Raw genomic sequence first — 16025 nt, forward strand, 5'->3', positions numbered from 1 at the left:
TTCTATCTAAAAATTGATTAAAAATAGTTTAAAAGGTATTTTATAACGATGAAAATTTTTGGGACTGATGGCGTGAGGGGTAAAGCAGGGGTGAAACTCACCCCCATGTTTGTGATGCGTTTAGGCATTGCTGCCGGGTTGTATTTTAAAAAACATTCTCAAACGAATAAAATTTTAATCGGTAAAGACACCAGAAAAAGCGGCTATATGGTAGAAAACGCTTTAGTGAGCGCTCTCACTTCCATAGGCTATAATGTGATCCAAATAGGGCCTATGCCTACCCCTGCGATTGCGTTTTTAACCGAAGACATGCGCTGTGATGCGGGCATTATGATAAGCGCGAGCCACAACCCTTTTGAAGATAATGGTATTAAGTTTTTCAATTCTTATGGTTATAAGCTTAAAGAAGAAGAAGAAAAAGCGATTGAAGAAATCTTTCATGATGAAGGATTACTGCATTCTAGTTATAAAGTGGGCGAGAGCGTCGGTAGCGCTAAAAGGATAGATGATGTCATAGGGCGCTATATCGTGCATTTAAAGCACTCTTTCCCCAAACATTTGAATTTACAGAGTTTAAGGATCGTGCTAGATACGGCTAATGGCGCGGCTTATAAGGTGGCTCCGGTCGTTTTTAGCGAGCTTGGAGCTGATGTGTTAGTGATTAATGATGAGCCTAATGGGTGTAATATTAATGAGCAATGCGGGGCTTTACACCCTAACCAATTGAGCCAGGAAGTGAAAAAATACCGCGCGGATCTGGGCTTTGCTTTTGATGGCGATGCGGATAGGTTAGTGGTGGTGGATAATTTAGGGAATATCGTGCATGGGGACAAGCTTTTAGGGGTGTTAGGGGTTTATCAAAAATCTAAAAACGCCCTTTCTTCTCAAGCAATTGTCGCTACAAACATGAGCAATCTAGCCCTTAAAGAATACCTAAAATCCCAAGATTTAGAATTGAAGCATTGCGCGATTGGGGATAAGTTTGTGAGCGAATGCATGCGATTGAATAAAGCCAATTTTGGAGGCGAACAAAGCGGACATATCATTTTTAGCGATTACGCTAAAACGGGCGATGGCTTGGTGTGCGCTTTGCAAGTGAGCGCGCTTGTGTTAGAAAGTAAGCTTGTAAGCTCTGTTGCGTTAAACCCCTTTGAATTATACCCCCAAAGCCTAGCGAATTTGAATATCCAAAAAAAGTCTCCTTTAGAAAGCCTGAAAGGTTATAGCGCTCTTTTAAAAGAATTAGACAAACTAGAAATCCGCCATTTGATCCGTTATAGCGGCACTGAAAACAAATTACGAATCCTTTTAGAAGCTAAAGATGAAAAACTTTTAGAATCCAAAATGCAAGAATTAAAAGAGTTTTTTGAAGGGCATTTGTGCTAAAAACCACTAAAAAAAGCCTATTGGTTTTTATAGGGGTTTTTTTTCTTATTTTTGGCGTGGATCAAGCGATTAAATACGCTATTTTAGAGGGGTTTCGCTATGAAAGTTTGGTTATAGATATTGTTTTAGTATTCAATAAAGGCGTGGCGTTTTCCTTGCTCAGTTTTTTAGAGGGGGGTTTGAAATACTTGCAAATCCTTTTGATTTTAGGGCTTTTTATCTTTTTAATGCGCCAAAGGGAGCTTTTTAAAACCCATGCGATAGAGTTTGGCATGGTGTTTGGTGCTGGGGTTTCTAATATCTTGGATCGGTTTGTGCATGGGGGCGTGGTGGATTATGTGTATTATCATTATGGCTTTGATTTTGCCATTTTTAATTTCGCTGATGTCATGATAGATGTGGGCGTGGGCGTTTTATTGTTAAGACAATTCTTTTTTAAGCAAAAACAAAACAAAATTAAGGCATAATTACCCTTTTTAATAAAGGTCGCGTAGCTCAGTTGGTAGAGCACTACCTTGACATGGTAGTGGCCGCTGGTTCAAGTCCAGTCGTGGCCACCATTATCACTCCAATTTTAATTCTCATTTTTTTGTGGGTTTTTGATCTTTATAAATTCTAAAGGGGTATTAAACGCACTTCCAATAACGCTTTTATAGCACTTCAAAAATATAACACTAATTCATTTTAAATAATAATTAGTTAATGAACGCTTCTGTTAATCTTAGTAAATCAAAACATTGCTACAATTACATCCAACCTTGATTTCGTTATGTCTTCAAGGAAAAACACTTTAAGAATAGGAGAATGAGATGAAACTCACCCCAAAAGAGTTAGACAAGTTGATGCTCCACTACGCTGGAGAATTAGCTAAAAAACGCAAAGAAAAAGGCATTAAGCTTAACTATGTGGAAGCGGTAGCTTTGATTAGTGCCCATATTATGGAAGAAGCGAGAGCTGGTAAAAAGACTGCGGCTGAATTGATGCAAGAAGGGCGCACTCTTTTAAAACCGGATGATGTGATGGATGGCGTGGCGAGCATGATCCATGAAGTGGGTATTGAAGCGATGTTTCCTGATGGGACCAAACTCGTAACCGTGCATACCCCTATTGAGGCTAATGGAAAATTAGTTCCTGGTGAGTTGTTCTTAAAAAATGAAGACATCACTATCAACGAAGGCAAAAAAGCCGTTAGCGTGAAAGTTAAAAACGTGGGCGACAGACCCGTTCAAATCGGTTCACACTTCCATTTCTTTGAAGTAAATAGATGCTTAGACTTTGACAGAGAAAAGACTTTCGGCAAACGCTTAGACATTGCGAGCGGGACAGCGGTAAGGTTTGAGCCTGGCGAAGAAAAATCCGTAGAGTTGATTGACATTGGCGGTAACAGAAGAATCTTTGGATTTAACGCGTTGGTTGATAGGCAAGCCGATAACGAAAGCAAAAAAATTGCTTTACACAGAGCTAAAGAGCGTGGTTTTCATGGCGCTAAAAGCGATGACAACTATGTAAAAACAATTAAGGAGTAAGAAATGAAAAAGATTAGCAGAAAAGAATATGTTTCTATGTATGGCCCTACTACAGGCGATAAAGTGAGATTGGGCGATACAGACTTGATCGCTGAAGTAGAACATGACTACACCATTTATGGCGAAGAGCTTAAATTCGGTGGCGGTAAAACCCTAAGAGAAGGCATGAGCCAATCTAACAACCCTAGCAAAGAAGAACTGGATCTAATCATCACTAACGCTTTAATCGTGGATTACACCGGTATTTATAAAGCGGATATTGGTATTAAAGATGGCAAAATCGCTGGCATTGGTAAAGGCGGTAACAAAGACATGCAAGATGGCGTTAAAAACAATCTTAGCGTGGGTCCTGCTACTGAAGCCTTAGCCGGTGAAGGTTTGATCGTAACGGCTGGTGGTATTGACACACACATCCACTTCATTTCACCCCAACAAATCCCTACAGCTTTTGCAAGCGGTGTAACAACCATGATTGGTGGCGGAACTGGTCCTGCTGATGGCACTAATGCGACTACTATCACTCCAGGTAGAAGAAATTTAAAATGGATGCTCAGAGCGGCTGAAGAATATTCTATGAACTTAGGTTTCTTAGCTAAAGGTAACGCTTCTAACGACGCGAGCTTAGCCGATCAAATTGAAGCCGGTGCGATTGGCTTTAAAATCCACGAAGACTGGGGCACCACTCCTTCTGCAATCAATCATGCGCTAGACGTTGCGGACAAATACGATGTGCAAGTCGCTATCCACACAGACACTTTGAATGAAGCCGGTTGTGTAGAAGACACTATGGCAGCTATTGCCGGACGCACTATGCACACTTTCCACACTGAAGGCGCTGGCGGCGGACACGCTCCTGATATTATTAAAGTGGCCGGTGAACACAACATTCTTCCCGCTTCCACTAACCCCACTATCCCTTTCACTGTGAATACAGAAGCCGAACACATGGACATGCTTATGGTGTGCCACCACTTGGATAAAAGCATTAAAGAAGATGTTCAGTTCGCTGATTCAAGGATCCGCCCTCAAACCATTGCGGCTGAAGACACTTTGCATGACATGGGGATTTTCTCAATCACCAGTTCTGACTCTCAAGCGATGGGCCGTGTGGGTGAAGTCATCACTAGAACTTGGCAAACAGCTGACAAAAACAAAAAAGAGTTTGGCCGCTTGAAAGAAGAAAAAGGCGATAACGACAACTTCAGGATCAAACGCTACTTGTCTAAATACACCATTAACCCAGCGATCGCTCATGGGATTAGCGAGTATGTCGGTTCTGTAGAAGTGGGCAAGGTGGCTGACTTGGTGTTGTGGAGTCCAGCATTCTTTGGCGTGAAACCCAACATGATCATCAAAGGCGGATTCATTGCGTTAAGTCAAATGGGCGATGCGAACGCTTCTATCCCTACCCCACAACCGGTTTATTACAGAGAAATGTTCGCTCACCATGGTAAAGCTAAATACGATGCAAACATCACTTTTGTGTCTCAAGCGGCTTATGACAAAGGCATTAAAGAAGAATTAGGGCTTGAAAGACAAGTGTTGCCGGTAAAAAATTGCAGAAACATCACTAAAAAAGACATGCAATTCAACGACACTACCGCTCACATTGAAGTCAATCCTGAAACTTACCATGTGTTCGTGGATGGCAAAGAAGTAACTTCTAAACCAGCTAATAAAGTGAGCTTGGCGCAGCTCTTTAGCATTTTCTAGGATTTTTTAATTTTCTAAGGTTTTAGGAGCGTTCCTCCTTAAATCTTAGGTTGTAGGCTCTCTAACTTTTTTATTAAAAGTTAAGAGCTTATTTTTTTGTTTTATTTTTTGTTAATTTACTATTTTTCTTTATGATTAGCTCAAGCAACAAAAGTTATTCGTAAGGTGCGTTTGTTGTAAAAATTTTGTTTTGGAAGGATAAGGCAATGCTAGGACTTGTATTGTTATATGTTGGGATTGTTTTAATCAGCAATGGGATTTGCGGATTAACCAAAGTCGATCCTAAAAGCACTGCGGTGATGAACTTTTTTGTGGGCGGGCTTTCCATTGTTTGTAATGTGGTTGTCATCACTTATTCCGCGCTCCACCCTACAGCCCCTGTAGAAGGTGCAGAAGATATTGCTCAAGTATCGCACCATTTGACTAGTTTCTATGGGCCAGCGACTGGGTTATTGTTCGGTTTTACCTACTTGTATGCGGCTATCAACCACACTTTTGGTTTGGATTGGAGGCCGTATTCTTGGTATAGCTTATTCGTAGCGATCAACACTGTTCCTGCTGCGATTTTATCCCACTATAGCGATATGCTTGATGACCACAAAGTGTTAGGCATCACTGAGGGCGATTGGTGGGCGATCATATGGTTGGCTTGGGGTGTTTTGTGGCTTACCGCTTTCATTGAAAACATCTTGAAAATCCCTTTAGGGAAATTCACTCCATGGCTTGCTATCATTGAGGGTATTTTAACCGCTTGGATCCCTGCTTGGTTACTCTTTATCCAACACTGGGTGTGAGATGATCATAGAGCGTTTAGTTGGCAATCTAAGGGATTTAAACCCCTTGGATTTCAATGTGGATCATGTGGATTTGGAATGGTTTGAAACGAGGAAAAAAATCGCTCGCTTTAAAACCAGGCAAGGCAAAGACATAGCCATACGCCTTAAAGACGCTCCCAAGTTGGGTCTCTCTCAAGGGGATATTTTATTTAAAGAAGAGAAGGAAATTATCGCCGTTAATATCTTGGATTCTGAAGTCATTCACATCCAAGCCAAGAGCGTGGCAGAAGTAGCGAAAATATGCTACGAGATAGGAAACCGCCATGCGGCTTTATACTATGGCGAGTCTCAATTTGAATTTAAAACACCATTTGAAAAGCCTACGCTAGCGTTATTAGAAAAGCTAGGGGTTCAAAATCGTGTTTTAAGTTCAAAATTGGATTCTAAAGAACGCTTAACCGTGAGCATGCCCCATAGTGAGCCTAATTTTAAGGTCTCACTAGCGAGCGATTTTAAAGTGGTCATGAAATAGAAAAATACAGATGGATAAAGGAAAGAGCGTGAAAAGCACTAAAAAAAGCGTGGGTACGCCCCCAAAAACCCCAAAGACAGACGACAATACCAATAGTCATGTAGATAATGAATTTCTGATCTTACAAGTCAATGATGCGGTGTTCCCCATTGGATCTTACACGCATTCTTTTGGGCTAGAAACTTACATCCAACAAAAAAAGGTTACCAATAAAGAAAGCGCTTTAGAATATCTAAAGGCCAATCTTTTTAGCCAGTTTCTTTACACGGAAATGATGAGCCTGAAATTAACCTATGAAAGCGCCCTCCAACAGGATTTAAAAAAAATCTTAGGGGTTGAAGAAGTCATTAGGTTATCCACAAGCCCCATGGAATTACGATTAGCCAATCAAAAGCTAGGCAATCGTTTCATTAAAACCCTACAAGCCATGAACGAATTAGACATGGGCACCTTTTTTAACGCTTACGCTCAAAAAACCAAAGATCCAACCCATGCCACTAGCTATGGCGTTTTTGCGGCGAGTTTGGGGATTGAATTGAAAAAGGCTTTAAGGCATTATCTTTATGCGCAAACTTCTAACATGGTGATCAACTGCGTTAAAAGCGTCCCACTATCTCAAAACGATGGGCAAAAAATCTTATTGAGCTTGCAAAGCCCTTTCAACCAGCTCATAGAAAAAACCCTAGAACTAGACGAAAGCCACCTGTGTGCGGCAAGCGTTCAAAACGACATTAAGGCGATGCAGCATGAGAGTTTATACTCGCGCCTTTATATGTCTTGAATTTTAATCTCAAATTGAAAGGAATTTTATGGTAAAAATTGGAGTTTGTGGTCCTGTAGGAAGCGGTAAAACCGCCTTGATTGAAGCTTTAACGCGCCACATGTCAAAGGATTACGACATGGCGGTTATCACTAATGATATTTACACTAAAGAAGACGCAGAGTTTATGTGTAAAAATTCGGTGATGCCACGAGAGAGGATTATTGGCGTAGAAACGGGGGGCTGTCCGCACACCGCCATTAGAGAAGACGCTTCTATGAATTTAGAAGCGGTAGAAGAAATGCATGGCCGTTTCCCTAATTTGGAATTGCTTTTAATTGAAAGCGGAGGCGACAACCTTTCAGCGACTTTCAACCCAGAGCTAGCGGATTTTACGATTTTTGTGATTGATGTGGCTGAGGGCGATAAAATCCCCAGGAAAGGCGGGCCAGGAATCACGCGTTCAGACTTGCTTGTCATCAATAAAATTGATTTAGCCCCCTATGTGGGAGCGGACTTGAAAGTCATGGAAAGGGATTCTAAAAAGATGCGCGGCGAAAAGCCCTTTATTTTTACGAATATCCGCGCTAAAGAAGGCTTAGATGATGTGATCGCTTGGATTAAGCGTAACGCTTTATTGGAAGATTGATGAACACTTACGCTCAAGAATCCAAGCTCAGGTTAAAAACCAAAATAGGGGCTGATGGGCGGTGCGTGATTGAAGACAATTTTTTCACGCCCCCCTTTAAGCTCATGGCGCCCTTTTACCCTAAAGACGATTTAGCTGAAATCATGCTTTTAGCGGTAAGCCCTGGCATGATGAGGGGTGATGCGCAAGACATGCAATTAAGCATCGGTCCAAATTGCAAGCTAAGGATCACCTCGCAATCCTTTGAAAAAATCCATAACACTGAAGACGGGTTTGCCAGCAGAGACATGCATATCGTTGTGGGGGAAAACGCCTTTTTAGACTTCGCGCCCTTCCCTTTAATCCCCTTTGAAAACGCGCATTTTAAGGGCAATACCACGATTTCTTTACGCTCTAGTTCTCAGTTGCTCTATAGTGAAATCATTGTCGCTGGGCGAGTGGCGCGTAATGAGTTGTTTAAATTCAACCGCTTGCACACCAAAATCTCTATTTTACAAGATGAGAAACCCATCTATTATGATAATACGATTTTAGATCCAAAAACCACCGACATGACAAACATGTGCATGTTTGATGGCTATACGCATTATTTGAATCTGGTGCTTGTCAATTGCCCCATAGAGTTCTCTGGTGTGCGAGGATTGATTGAAGAGAGCGAAGGAGTGGATGGAGCCGTGAGCGAGATTGCTAGTTCTCATTTATGCCTAAAAGCTTTAGCGAAAGGTTCAGAACCCTTATTGCATTTAAGAGAAAAAATCGCTCGCCTAATCACGCAAACCATCACACAAAAGGTTTAAAAGCGCTTCAAAAAGATTAAATTCCTTTAGTCTTTTTACCCCCCCTTTTTTTAACTCTCTTTTTTTAACCCCCCCTTTTTTTAATCTTGTAAGCTGAAGGGCCTAAACTCAGTGCGGCTGTCTTTAGAAAGCTCTATCAATAGCGCGTTGAGATTATTGAGAGCGCTTGGTGGAGGTAAATTGTTTTTGATAGCGTTTAAGTTTTCCTCATTGCACCTAAAGGCCAGGCATTGCTTGAAGTGGTTGTTTAACAATTCTTTTAACTTGTCAAAATGGTAATTAGTTTTAATTTGTTTGAAGTCGTGCACAAAGATGATGCAATACTGCTCGTTGTCTGTGGCTTTTTCTAAAAACGATTTTAATTTTTCCGCCCCTACTTTGTCGTGCAATTCTTTCGCTTCGTTGAGATTGTCTATCACAAGCGCGCTGTTAGGATTCATAGCGGTGTCTAAAACGCTTAAGATATTTTCTACAGGCGTGATGCCGTATTCTCTTTGCACATCAAAAAACCTTATCAGGCGTTTTTCTTTATTGCAAAAAACCAATTCTTTGTTCGCGCTTTTGATGTTTTGGAATAAGAGTTTCATTAAAGCGATGCGAGCGTTTAAATCTTGGCTCACCACCAACAAATGCGATTCGTTACTTTCAAACTCCACTATCAGATCCTTTTGCTCATAATCCACTTTTTTGCCCAGATGCAAACGCATTTCATTAGTCTTAAGGGTGTTGGGCATTTTTAAAGCCGTTTCGCCATTATAGATTTTACGCTCTATGGGCGCGAGATTTCTTTGATTAAATTCAGTGTGTATTTTTGTGAGAAAAGATTTGAAATCATCAGGGGCTTTAGGGATACTCATCTTGGTGTGGAATTTTTGATGCCCTCCGTTGTTGTTGAAAATGGCTTCTGGCCTGACAAGCTCACAAGCTACATCATCGTCCAAAATTTTAGTGCTGTCGTCTGCATCCATAGGCAAAGCGATGCGGTTAGCGATTTGAGCCTTAAAGCTTGAATCAATTTCACCGCCGCGCATGGTCTGAGTGGCTAAAACTAAATGCACCCCATAGCTGCGACCCTTTTTAAGCAGAGTGTTTAAATGCCCCTCCACCGCTTTAGTGGATTTATTATCGCCAAAAAGCACCTGAAATTCATCAACCACTACGATCAGTCTGGGCATTTTTTCATGTTTTCGGTAATCGCTTAAATCTTTCACCTTAAATTGCTTGAACAGATTGGCTCTTTCTTGCATTTCTTTACAAAGCCACCTTAAAAAACTCATGCCAAAACCCACCGAACTCGCCACGCTCACCAACCTCGCATGCTCTAAAATCGGATCTGTGTATGCGTTAAATTCCACCCCCTCTTTATAGTCTAATAAAAAGAGTTGGACTTCATCGGGCGCGTAGTAGAAGGCTAGATTTTGGATCAACACATGCAAGAAATTGGATTTCCCGCTCCCGCTGTGGTCGCAAATGAGCGTGTGGTTTTGCGCGTTACCGATTTCAAAACACACTTCCTTATGGTTAATATCCCACCCCACCGGCACGCTCACTTCATGCTGAGAGCTTTCAGTCCAAAATTTTTCGTCTTTTTGTAAGGCTTTCAACTCGCTTTTGACTACTTTCTTTTTCTCGTAATACGCTTTGATTTTATCAGCGAAGTCTTTCATGTGCTGGGATTTAATACCTTGATCGTTGATCACTTCTACGCTAAGATATTTTAAGCACTCAAAACTTGTCCTGTCTTTAAAAAACTCCGCATGTTTTTTCAGATCTTCTGCGGATTTATTGTTTTTTTCGCTCTCCAAATTGACAAAGCTCAAAACCCCATTTTTAGAGCCAAAACGCATGATTTTTTCCAAATAATAAAGCGCGTCTTTACTCAAAGCATCTACCCCGCTTAAAAAAAGCGCTTTTAAAGGCAAGGGGTCTTTGGCGGTTTCATTATAATGCGCAAAACCTCTAAAACCGGCTAATTTTTCTTGCAAATTAACCTTTAAATATTCATACAAATGCTTTAGGGCTTCTTCTATTTCCTTGCTTTCGGTCAAAATCCTTCGCTGGTAAATAAAGTCATTGTCTTTATTTAAAAGCCTTCTGGCCAGATTGAAAATGCCCCCCAAACTCAACGCATCAATCAAAATCACTTCCAGTTGCACTAAAGGCGCGCTGGAGAGTAAGCGCATGAGCATTTCTCTCAAAAACTGCCCGTCTTTTTCATGCTCTATATACAAGCTTTTAGGGGGGAAAGGATAAACTTTAGGCAATAAAAATTCCATGTTAGTGCCATTCTTGCCTTTAATTTCCAATAAACCACAGCTTAAAAATTGGGGGTAAGTGGTCGTTTCATTGAACTTTGGCGCGTCTGTGAATTGTGCTTGAACTTGCCTGATACTCTTTTGATAGTCCTCTATTTGTGAGACGATCGGCTTGAGAAAACTCTCTGGCTCTTTTTTAGCAACAACTTTATCTAAGGCGTCGTCCAGTTCTTTTAATAAATTACCCGCATCAATCATCTTTATCCTTAAGATATTCATCATAGCGCCTCTTGGCTTCTCTTTCATGCTCTTTGGCTTCACGCATAAGCCTATCGATCTCGCTTGATGGATGGAAATTCATATCAATTCGCCTCTCCAAAGACTTGGCTTCTTCAAGTTGCTCGTTGATTTTTCTTCTTTTGTATTGAGTGTCTTGCTCTAAATTTTCTAATTCATGTGCAATTTTTAGCATCTCCTCTAGCGCCTCACTTTTAAGTTTCTGCCCTAAATCATCTTGCATGGCGTTTTCTACGAAATAGTCGCAAATCCTTCTTAACTCATTGGTGCAACCCTCCAAAAAAACTTTATGAGAAAACATTTTAACCCCTTGATTCCAGTTTTTTTAAAAACATTTTAAGATTTAATAGCGCTTTTTTTGAGCCATTATCGGTGTCTAAAAACAGCACCACATCAGTGGTGGTATTCCAAAGATAATACCCCCCATACCCGTCATTAGCGAATACGATTTCTTCAGGCTCTAACCATTCTTTTAAGCTTTGCATGAAATCAATGAACAAGCCCTCTAAATTGAAATTCAAAACATGTTTGAACGTGTAGGATTCATTGCCCACCATGAAATAACGCCATTGGCTAAAACCATAGTTCGATCGTTTGATGAAGTCCTTAAATTCATCACTAAAGCCTATTTTCAACCGCTCTTCTAGATCGCTCAACGCATTTTCATTGAGCGGCTCTACAAATTCCCAATTCAATTCTGTTTCTGTAGAAATTCTGTCCATAGTGAATATCCTTTCGTGTGTTTCACGCCTAATAATAATTCTTCTCTCACCAACGCCACATTCCCTAAAACATTCGCGTCAAAATGCCATAAATAGCCCCTAGGGATGAATCCTTTTGCGATCTGTTCTAGTTCTGTCGCATCAAAGCCCAAATCGTTGTCTTTAAGCGCGGCTTGTAAAGCCTTTAGGGCATGATGAGCGCATGCGGTTTTACTTAAATCTTCTAAAGGCGCAATGGCGCTAAAAACGCTATCAAATTCCGCCAAACGCAACCCATTAAAGCGGACTTCTTCCGGATAAGGGTTTTTTTCATCTACCATAAAGCCCTCTTTACGGCTTTCTAAAAACTCCCTATACTCCAACGCTTTTTGCGTATAATTTTCATTCCGTTCTAAGACGGGCGCTATTTTTTGGCTCAAATTTTCTGTAGCACGCTCCAACTCTGTTTCCAAATTATCAAAAGCTTCGTTCATAGCGTTCAAATCGTTGGGGGATTCTTTGATTTTTTCTGCAAAATCCTGTAAAGCTTTCTTGCAATTTTTAACGCAATGTTTTTTGGCTAACGAAAAGCTCTCAAAATCAACGCTCATCAAATCCAATCCATGCTCTTTAGAAGTTGTTGCGCGATCCCTATGAGAAAAAGCGTTGATCTTGTCTTTCAAATCAGCGTATAAAGAAGCACTAAAATCTTCCATCAAATCTTTCAATCGCTCATTAAAAACGCTTTTTTTAGGGTTATAAGAGAAAGTAGGCCGTTCAAAATCGTATTCCATTAAAACGCCTGGGGTTGGAAAGTTGTATTCGTTATCTATCGCCGCGCTCGCATAGTTCAAACGCCTGATAAATTCCTGGTGCTTATCGGTATAAAAATGCAACCTCTTTTTAACGCCCTCCCAAGCTTGATTCACAAGATCCACGCTCGCTTTGGCTTGAGTGGAGTAGATTTCAAGTGTTTGTTCTAATAACCTTACATTGTGTTCCCATTTTTCTATATTGTCTTCCATAAGGTTTAAGCCCTTTTCACAAAGTTCAGCGCATAATTTAAAAGGGGGGATAACCGACCCTACCGCATTACTAAAACTTCTCCCAATCTCCCCAAGAAATCCCCAAAAACCACTTCGCTCCTTTTTGGCTGCGTTTAATTCTCCTATGGCTTTTTCCAATTGCATTTCAATTTTTCTGCGTTCTACTATGATTTTTAGCGCGTAACTATCAAGGTCTTTGATAAAACCACCACACCTTTTTTCCTGCAGGGATTCTTTAAAATCCCTGCATTTTTCAACAACCTTTTTGACTTCTTCTGTGTCCGTTTTTCATTCAGCCATAAACCACCCCTTAATAATCTTCTTCTAAAACCCTAATCCTCTCTTTAAGCCATGCGATTTGCTCTTGCGCGGCTTCATCAAACTCGTTGAAAGTGCCTTTCAAGTTATCCACCACCTCGCTAAATCTCTCTCTTTTAGCGTCTTGCCATGATTCTAAATTATGGAAATGGTTGCTCAAGCTGTTCACTTCCTCGTTTAGTAACTCTTTAAAGCGTTCTAAATGCCCTACAAATTCCCTGACCTCTTCGGTATCCATTTGCACTCTGCTCATCGGTTGTCCTTTCTTTTAAAAATTTTCTTCATTAGAATCAGGCTTTTTATTGCCGCTGATTCTAATGCTCCCACCCCCATAGCTAGGGGGTGTTGTGGGGCGAATCTCTAGCGTTTCGCCTCTTTCTCTTTTGTATTTTTCTTGCTGGCTTTGGTGGTATGTTTTCATGCTGTCTATCACGATTGCTTTGTGGTTGCTCCCTAAATCAGCGTTGGTGAGCAATTTTTGAGTGCCATTACCTAGGCTATTGGAATGCCTGTCTTCTATCTTAAGAGACAAATTCAAGCCCTTAAAACCCTCCAAAGCCTCCACTAACGCTACCACAAGCTTTCTGTCCCAAATGGAATTTTTCAAATCCTTACACAAGGAAAAAACCTCGCTTGAAAACTGGTAGTCATACAAAAACAAAAGGTCTAAATTTTCTAAAAATTCCAGATTGCAACGCTCTTTAAAATTTTTCAAAAAGCCCTCTTTTAAAGGCGCAAAGCCTTCAGTGATAGGGATTAGCCCCTTGTCTTTGGCGCGTTTAAACACCATAACGCTTTTTTCAATCACGACAAACGCATAAGCGTTCTTAGTCATCATAATTTTTCTGCCTCGCTTTCATAGATTAATTGGTCGTCTTTAAACAGCCCCACTTTAATGCTTTGGGAATCCACGCAACACACCTTCACGTCCACTTCTTCATGCTCTTCTAGTGCTATGGAAATCATTTGCGTGTCTTGAATGTTTAGAGTGTTGGTATTGGCGAGAGATTTATCGCTATAGCGTATCTCTAGCTCATCAAAGCCTCCCCATTCCTCTTTAGTTTGGAAAATCTGGTATTCATTAGGCTTTAAAGAATCCCTATGGATTTTAGCGTGGAATTTCCCCTCTATCTCAATGCCTAAATCGTATTTAAACACAGGGTTGGAGCTTATAGAGGGCCTTTCAATCCCTTTAGCCTTGTCCCTGCTCTCTAAAAGCCCAAAAGCCACCCCGGTTTTGCAAGTAGGCTTCAAATAAGCGGGCGTGTTAGAAACATCTTCTCCGGTAAGCTCTAAAATCTGTTTGTCTGATTTTTCTGTGCCTAGTGGCTCGTAAATGATGAATGTGAAATCATCTTTAGAAGTCTTTTGCTTGTAATCTTCGAGCTGCTTTTCTTTGGCGTTTTCAAACGCTTGTTTGACTAACACCGAACGGCTCGCATTCCCGCCTAAGAAAACATGAAACGCCCGACACTGATCATCAATGTTTTCAGCCATCACTTTAGAAAATCCGGCAAAGAAGTTGGCAACGCTTTCATTGATCTTGTCTTTTAAGAGGTTTAAAAGCTCTTTGCAATCAAATTTAAGATCGCATTCTGTTTCTACCCCATTCCTATCAAACAGCATAGTTTTAAAATCCTTTTCAAAATTCTCTATCTCAAAGTTTTCATTTTCTTCTATCGCTTCTATAATATCAGCGTCTAAATTTTCTAAAAAAGGGCGTAATTTAGAAGCGATCTCTTGCAAATTCAAGCGCGCTCCACTGGAATTTTGCATAAACGATCCAAAGCGTTGCGTATCGATCCTGTCATAGTTGGGCTTAGCGATGACAATATCTTTTGCTTTCAGCTCTTGGAAATTTTTGGCATACGCTTCCCAAGCCAATAATTCCAATAAATTTTCACCGCCTAAATATTTATCCCCTCCGCTGCTAAAATGCGTCATTTTGTAAAGGAATTTGGGGCTAGCGCTTTTTTCCCATTTGCCAAAGTCAAAATCCGTCGTCCCGCCCCCAAAATCAAACACCCCGTAATAAATTGGCTTGTCTAACTTCTCTGATTTAAAAAACCCGTAGCTTTTTAAAGCGCTAATGGCATACGCGTAAGGCTCGCTCGCTCTCAATTCCACTTTGAAAGTTTTAGCCGTTTTTTCATCGTCAAAAACATGCCGGGGTAAGGATTTTTTCAAGCCTCTTTCAAAACTCTCTCTGATTTTTTCAGCCTGATGCTTTTCATACTTGATGGGATAGGATAAAAAGTATTTCAAAAACACGCCATTGTGCATGTTGTTGATGCAACGGCCAATATAGTAAGCATAGATTTCTATGGGGTTAAAACCCGTGCAATTAGCGAAGCTTTCTAAAGAAAAATCCTCCTTAAAATTCCTAAAATTCTGTTTTTCATCCGCTCCAGCCCATTGCTTCAATTGAGAAAAAAACCGATACAAATGATTATTTTGAGTGTGTGAAAGATTCTTTTGGGCTTCATGCGCCACTTCCATATCGTTATGTTCTGTGAAAGGGCGGTGATCTAGCGCGTTGTATTCTGTAATAAATTTTTTTCTGTGTCTAAACTCCATGATCGTAGGGTTTTCAAACTTTGTAGGGCTTGCGTCATCTACTAGCCCGCCAATAGAGAGCAAGCGGTATTCCCTGTTCTTATCCATATAGCTTGCGGTCGTGCTTTTAGTCCCAAAGTCAATAGCGACAACGCCCTTGTTTAAATCCTTCAAACTTGAGTGCGCATAGAAGTTCATTTCTTTGCCGTTAGGGTCTAAATTATCAAACCTAAAGGTTACCCTTTCTTTAGGCAAGCTAGGCACCTCTAAATCCCAATGCCCTCCATTTAAATCAAGCAATTGGCTTTGACTATAGCTCTTAAGGCCTACCGCTATATTATCCACATTGAGCATCAATTCTTTAAATGCTTCAAAATCCACATCCACATCGCTAGTAGAAACGATCTCTAAGGTTTTTTCTATTTGCTCATTAGCGATCTTTTCAGCTTGCGCTAAACTCTCTAAGAATTTTTGATTGTCATCAGAAAGATACCTTGAAGAAGTGCTGTTATTGACGATCGCATGAAGCACCCGCAGCGCTTTTTTAAACTTAGTTTGATCTTCTTCTGACACTTCTTTTTTGAAATTGACTTTACTTTTTTCATTGAATGCGACTCCATCTTTTAAAGACAGCTTGCACAATTTTTCTACTAACGGGTGGCCAAGAGGCAGTCTTAAACTCTGTAAGGGTGTTACCATGATATTTCTCCTTT

The 16025-nt window shown here is 40.6% G+C and carries 16 protein-coding genes and 1 tRNA gene; 10 read left to right on the forward strand and 7 right to left on the reverse strand.

The window, feature by feature from the left end:
- Positions 1-48 precede the first annotated feature (48 nt).
- The 10 genes from glmM to IC572_RS01890 all read left to right on the forward strand — a co-directional run bounded on the left by glmM (position 49) and on the right by IC572_RS01890 (position 8139).
- Positions 49-1386 carry a phosphoglucosamine mutase gene (glmM, locus tag IC572_RS01845; RefSeq protein ID WP_187854872.1) on the forward strand — a complete coding sequence of 446 codons (1338 nt, stop codon included), beginning with the start codon at positions 49-51 and terminating at the stop codon, positions 1384-1386.
- A complete protein-coding gene (gene lspA / locus IC572_RS01850) occupies positions 1380-1853 on the forward strand; it encodes a signal peptidase II (RefSeq protein ID WP_187854873.1) in 474 nt (157 codons plus the stop codon). The genes glmM and lspA overlap by 7 nt, the downstream gene beginning before the upstream one ends.
- A gap of 17 nt (positions 1854-1870) precedes the next feature.
- Positions 1871-1946, forward strand: a tRNA-Val gene (locus IC572_RS01855).
- A gap of 249 nt (positions 1947-2195) precedes the next feature.
- Entirely contained in the window at positions 2196-2912 is a 717-nt protein-coding gene (gene ureA / locus IC572_RS01860) for an urease subunit alpha (RefSeq protein WP_000779223.1), read from the forward strand.
- A gap of 3 nt (positions 2913-2915) precedes the next feature.
- Entirely contained in the window at positions 2916-4625 is a 1710-nt protein-coding gene (ureB, locus tag IC572_RS01865) for an urease subunit beta (protein WP_000724295.1), read from the forward strand.
- Between the two features lie 206 nt (positions 4626-4831).
- Positions 4832-5419: an acid-activated urea channel protein UreI gene (gene ureI, locus IC572_RS01870; protein WP_000901267.1), complete on the forward strand. Its 588-nt coding sequence runs from the start codon at positions 4832-4834 to the stop codon at positions 5417-5419.
- 1 nt (position 5420) lies between these two features.
- Positions 5421-5933 carry an urease accessory protein UreE gene (gene ureE, locus IC572_RS01875; RefSeq protein ID WP_000583090.1) on the forward strand — a complete coding sequence of 171 codons (513 nt, stop codon included), beginning with the start codon at positions 5421-5423 and terminating at the stop codon, positions 5931-5933.
- A gap of 10 nt (positions 5934-5943) precedes the next feature.
- Positions 5944-6714, forward strand: a complete 771-nt coding sequence (locus tag IC572_RS01880) for an urease accessory protein UreF (RefSeq protein ID WP_187854874.1) — start codon at positions 5944-5946, stop codon at positions 6712-6714.
- 28 nt (positions 6715-6742) lie between these two features.
- Positions 6743-7342: an urease accessory protein UreG gene (gene ureG, locus IC572_RS01885; RefSeq protein ID WP_000238762.1), complete on the forward strand. Its 600-nt coding sequence runs from the start codon at positions 6743-6745 to the stop codon at positions 7340-7342.
- Positions 7342-8139 carry an urease accessory protein UreD gene (locus IC572_RS01890; protein ID WP_187854875.1) on the forward strand — a complete coding sequence of 266 codons (798 nt, stop codon included), beginning with the start codon at positions 7342-7344 and terminating at the stop codon, positions 8137-8139. Before ureG ends, IC572_RS01890 begins: the two co-directional genes overlap by 1 nt.
- An 80-nt stretch (positions 8140-8219) precedes the next feature.
- Here IC572_RS01890 and IC572_RS01895 read toward each other — a convergent pair whose 3' ends face one another.
- The 7 genes from IC572_RS01895 to IC572_RS01925 form a co-directional block, all read right to left on the reverse strand.
- Positions 8220-10652 (reverse strand): FtsK/SpoIIIE domain-containing protein, encoded by a 2433-nt coding sequence (locus tag IC572_RS01895; RefSeq protein ID WP_187854897.1) that lies wholly within the window; start codon positions 10650-10652, stop codon positions 8220-8222.
- Complete coding sequence (locus IC572_RS01900; protein WP_187854876.1) at positions 10645-10992, reverse strand: hypothetical protein; 348 nt, start codon at positions 10990-10992, stop codon at positions 10645-10647. The genes IC572_RS01895 and IC572_RS01900 overlap by 8 nt, the downstream gene beginning before the upstream one ends.
- Before the next feature lies 1 nt (position 10993).
- Positions 10994-11413, reverse strand: a complete 420-nt coding sequence (locus IC572_RS01905; protein ID WP_187854877.1) for an SMI1/KNR4 family protein — start codon at positions 11411-11413, stop codon at positions 10994-10996.
- Positions 11383-12582, reverse strand: coding sequence for an HNH endonuclease (locus tag IC572_RS01910; protein WP_415751471.1), 1200 nt, complete (start codon positions 12580-12582; stop codon positions 11383-11385). The genes IC572_RS01905 and IC572_RS01910 overlap by 31 nt, the downstream gene beginning before the upstream one ends.
- A 166-nt stretch (positions 12583-12748) precedes the next feature.
- Entirely contained in the window at positions 12749-13009 is a 261-nt protein-coding gene (locus IC572_RS01915; protein WP_187854878.1) for a type VII secretion protein, read from the reverse strand.
- Positions 13010-13024: 15 nt separating this feature from the next.
- Complete coding sequence (locus tag IC572_RS01920; RefSeq protein WP_165561206.1) at positions 13025-13594, reverse strand: hypothetical protein; 570 nt, start codon at positions 13592-13594, stop codon at positions 13025-13027.
- Positions 13591-16011 (reverse strand): hypothetical protein, encoded by a 2421-nt coding sequence (locus tag IC572_RS01925; RefSeq protein WP_187854879.1) that lies wholly within the window; start codon positions 16009-16011, stop codon positions 13591-13593. Before IC572_RS01925 ends, IC572_RS01920 begins: the two co-directional genes overlap by 4 nt.
- Positions 16012-16025: the final 14 nt, after the last annotated feature.

This window comes from Helicobacter pylori (assembly GCF_014496485.1).
Taxonomy (GTDB): Bacteria; Campylobacterota; Campylobacteria; order Campylobacterales; family Helicobacteraceae; genus Helicobacter; species Helicobacter pylori_DD.

What these genes read in the sequence shown, in the direction of transcription:
- IC572_RS01900 (WP_187854876.1), bottom strand. Translation starts at nt 10,992, where the DNA reads ATGTTTTCTCATAAAGTTTTTTTGGAGGGTTGCACCAATGAGTTAAGA.
- IC572_RS01910 (WP_415751471.1), bottom strand. Translation starts at nt 12,582, where the DNA reads ATGCAATTGGAAAAAGCCATAGGAGAATTAAACGCAGCCAAAAAGGAG.
- IC572_RS01925 (WP_187854879.1), bottom strand. Translation starts at nt 16,011, where the DNA reads ATGGTAACACCCTTACAGAGTTTAAGACTGCCTCTTGGCCACCCGTTA.
- IC572_RS01905 (WP_187854877.1), bottom strand. Translation starts at nt 11,413, where the DNA reads ATGGACAGAATTTCTACAGAAACAGAATTGAATTGGGAATTTGTAGAG.
- IC572_RS01890 (WP_187854875.1), top strand. Translation starts at nt 7,342, where the DNA reads ATGAACACTTACGCTCAAGAATCCAAGCTCAGGTTAAAAACCAAAATA.
- ureB (WP_000724295.1), top strand. Translation starts at nt 2,916, where the DNA reads ATGAAAAAGATTAGCAGAAAAGAATATGTTTCTATGTATGGCCCTACT.
- ureG (WP_000238762.1), top strand. Translation starts at nt 6,743, where the DNA reads ATGGTAAAAATTGGAGTTTGTGGTCCTGTAGGAAGCGGTAAAACCGCC.
- ureI (WP_000901267.1), top strand. Translation starts at nt 4,832, where the DNA reads ATGCTAGGACTTGTATTGTTATATGTTGGGATTGTTTTAATCAGCAAT.
- IC572_RS01895 (WP_187854897.1), bottom strand. Translation starts at nt 10,652, where the DNA reads ATGATTGATGCGGGTAATTTATTAAAAGAACTGGACGACGCCTTAGAT.
- IC572_RS01920 (WP_165561206.1), bottom strand. Translation starts at nt 13,594, where the DNA reads ATGATGACTAAGAACGCTTATGCGTTTGTCGTGATTGAAAAAAGCGTT.
- IC572_RS01915 (WP_187854878.1), bottom strand. Translation starts at nt 13,009, where the DNA reads ATGAGCAGAGTGCAAATGGATACCGAAGAGGTCAGGGAATTTGTAGGG.
- ureE (WP_000583090.1), top strand. Translation starts at nt 5,421, where the DNA reads ATGATCATAGAGCGTTTAGTTGGCAATCTAAGGGATTTAAACCCCTTG.
- IC572_RS01880 (WP_187854874.1), top strand. Translation starts at nt 5,944, where the DNA reads ATGGATAAAGGAAAGAGCGTGAAAAGCACTAAAAAAAGCGTGGGTACG.
- glmM (WP_187854872.1), top strand. Translation starts at nt 49, where the DNA reads ATGAAAATTTTTGGGACTGATGGCGTGAGGGGTAAAGCAGGGGTGAAA.
- ureA (WP_000779223.1), top strand. Translation starts at nt 2,196, where the DNA reads ATGAAACTCACCCCAAAAGAGTTAGACAAGTTGATGCTCCACTACGCT.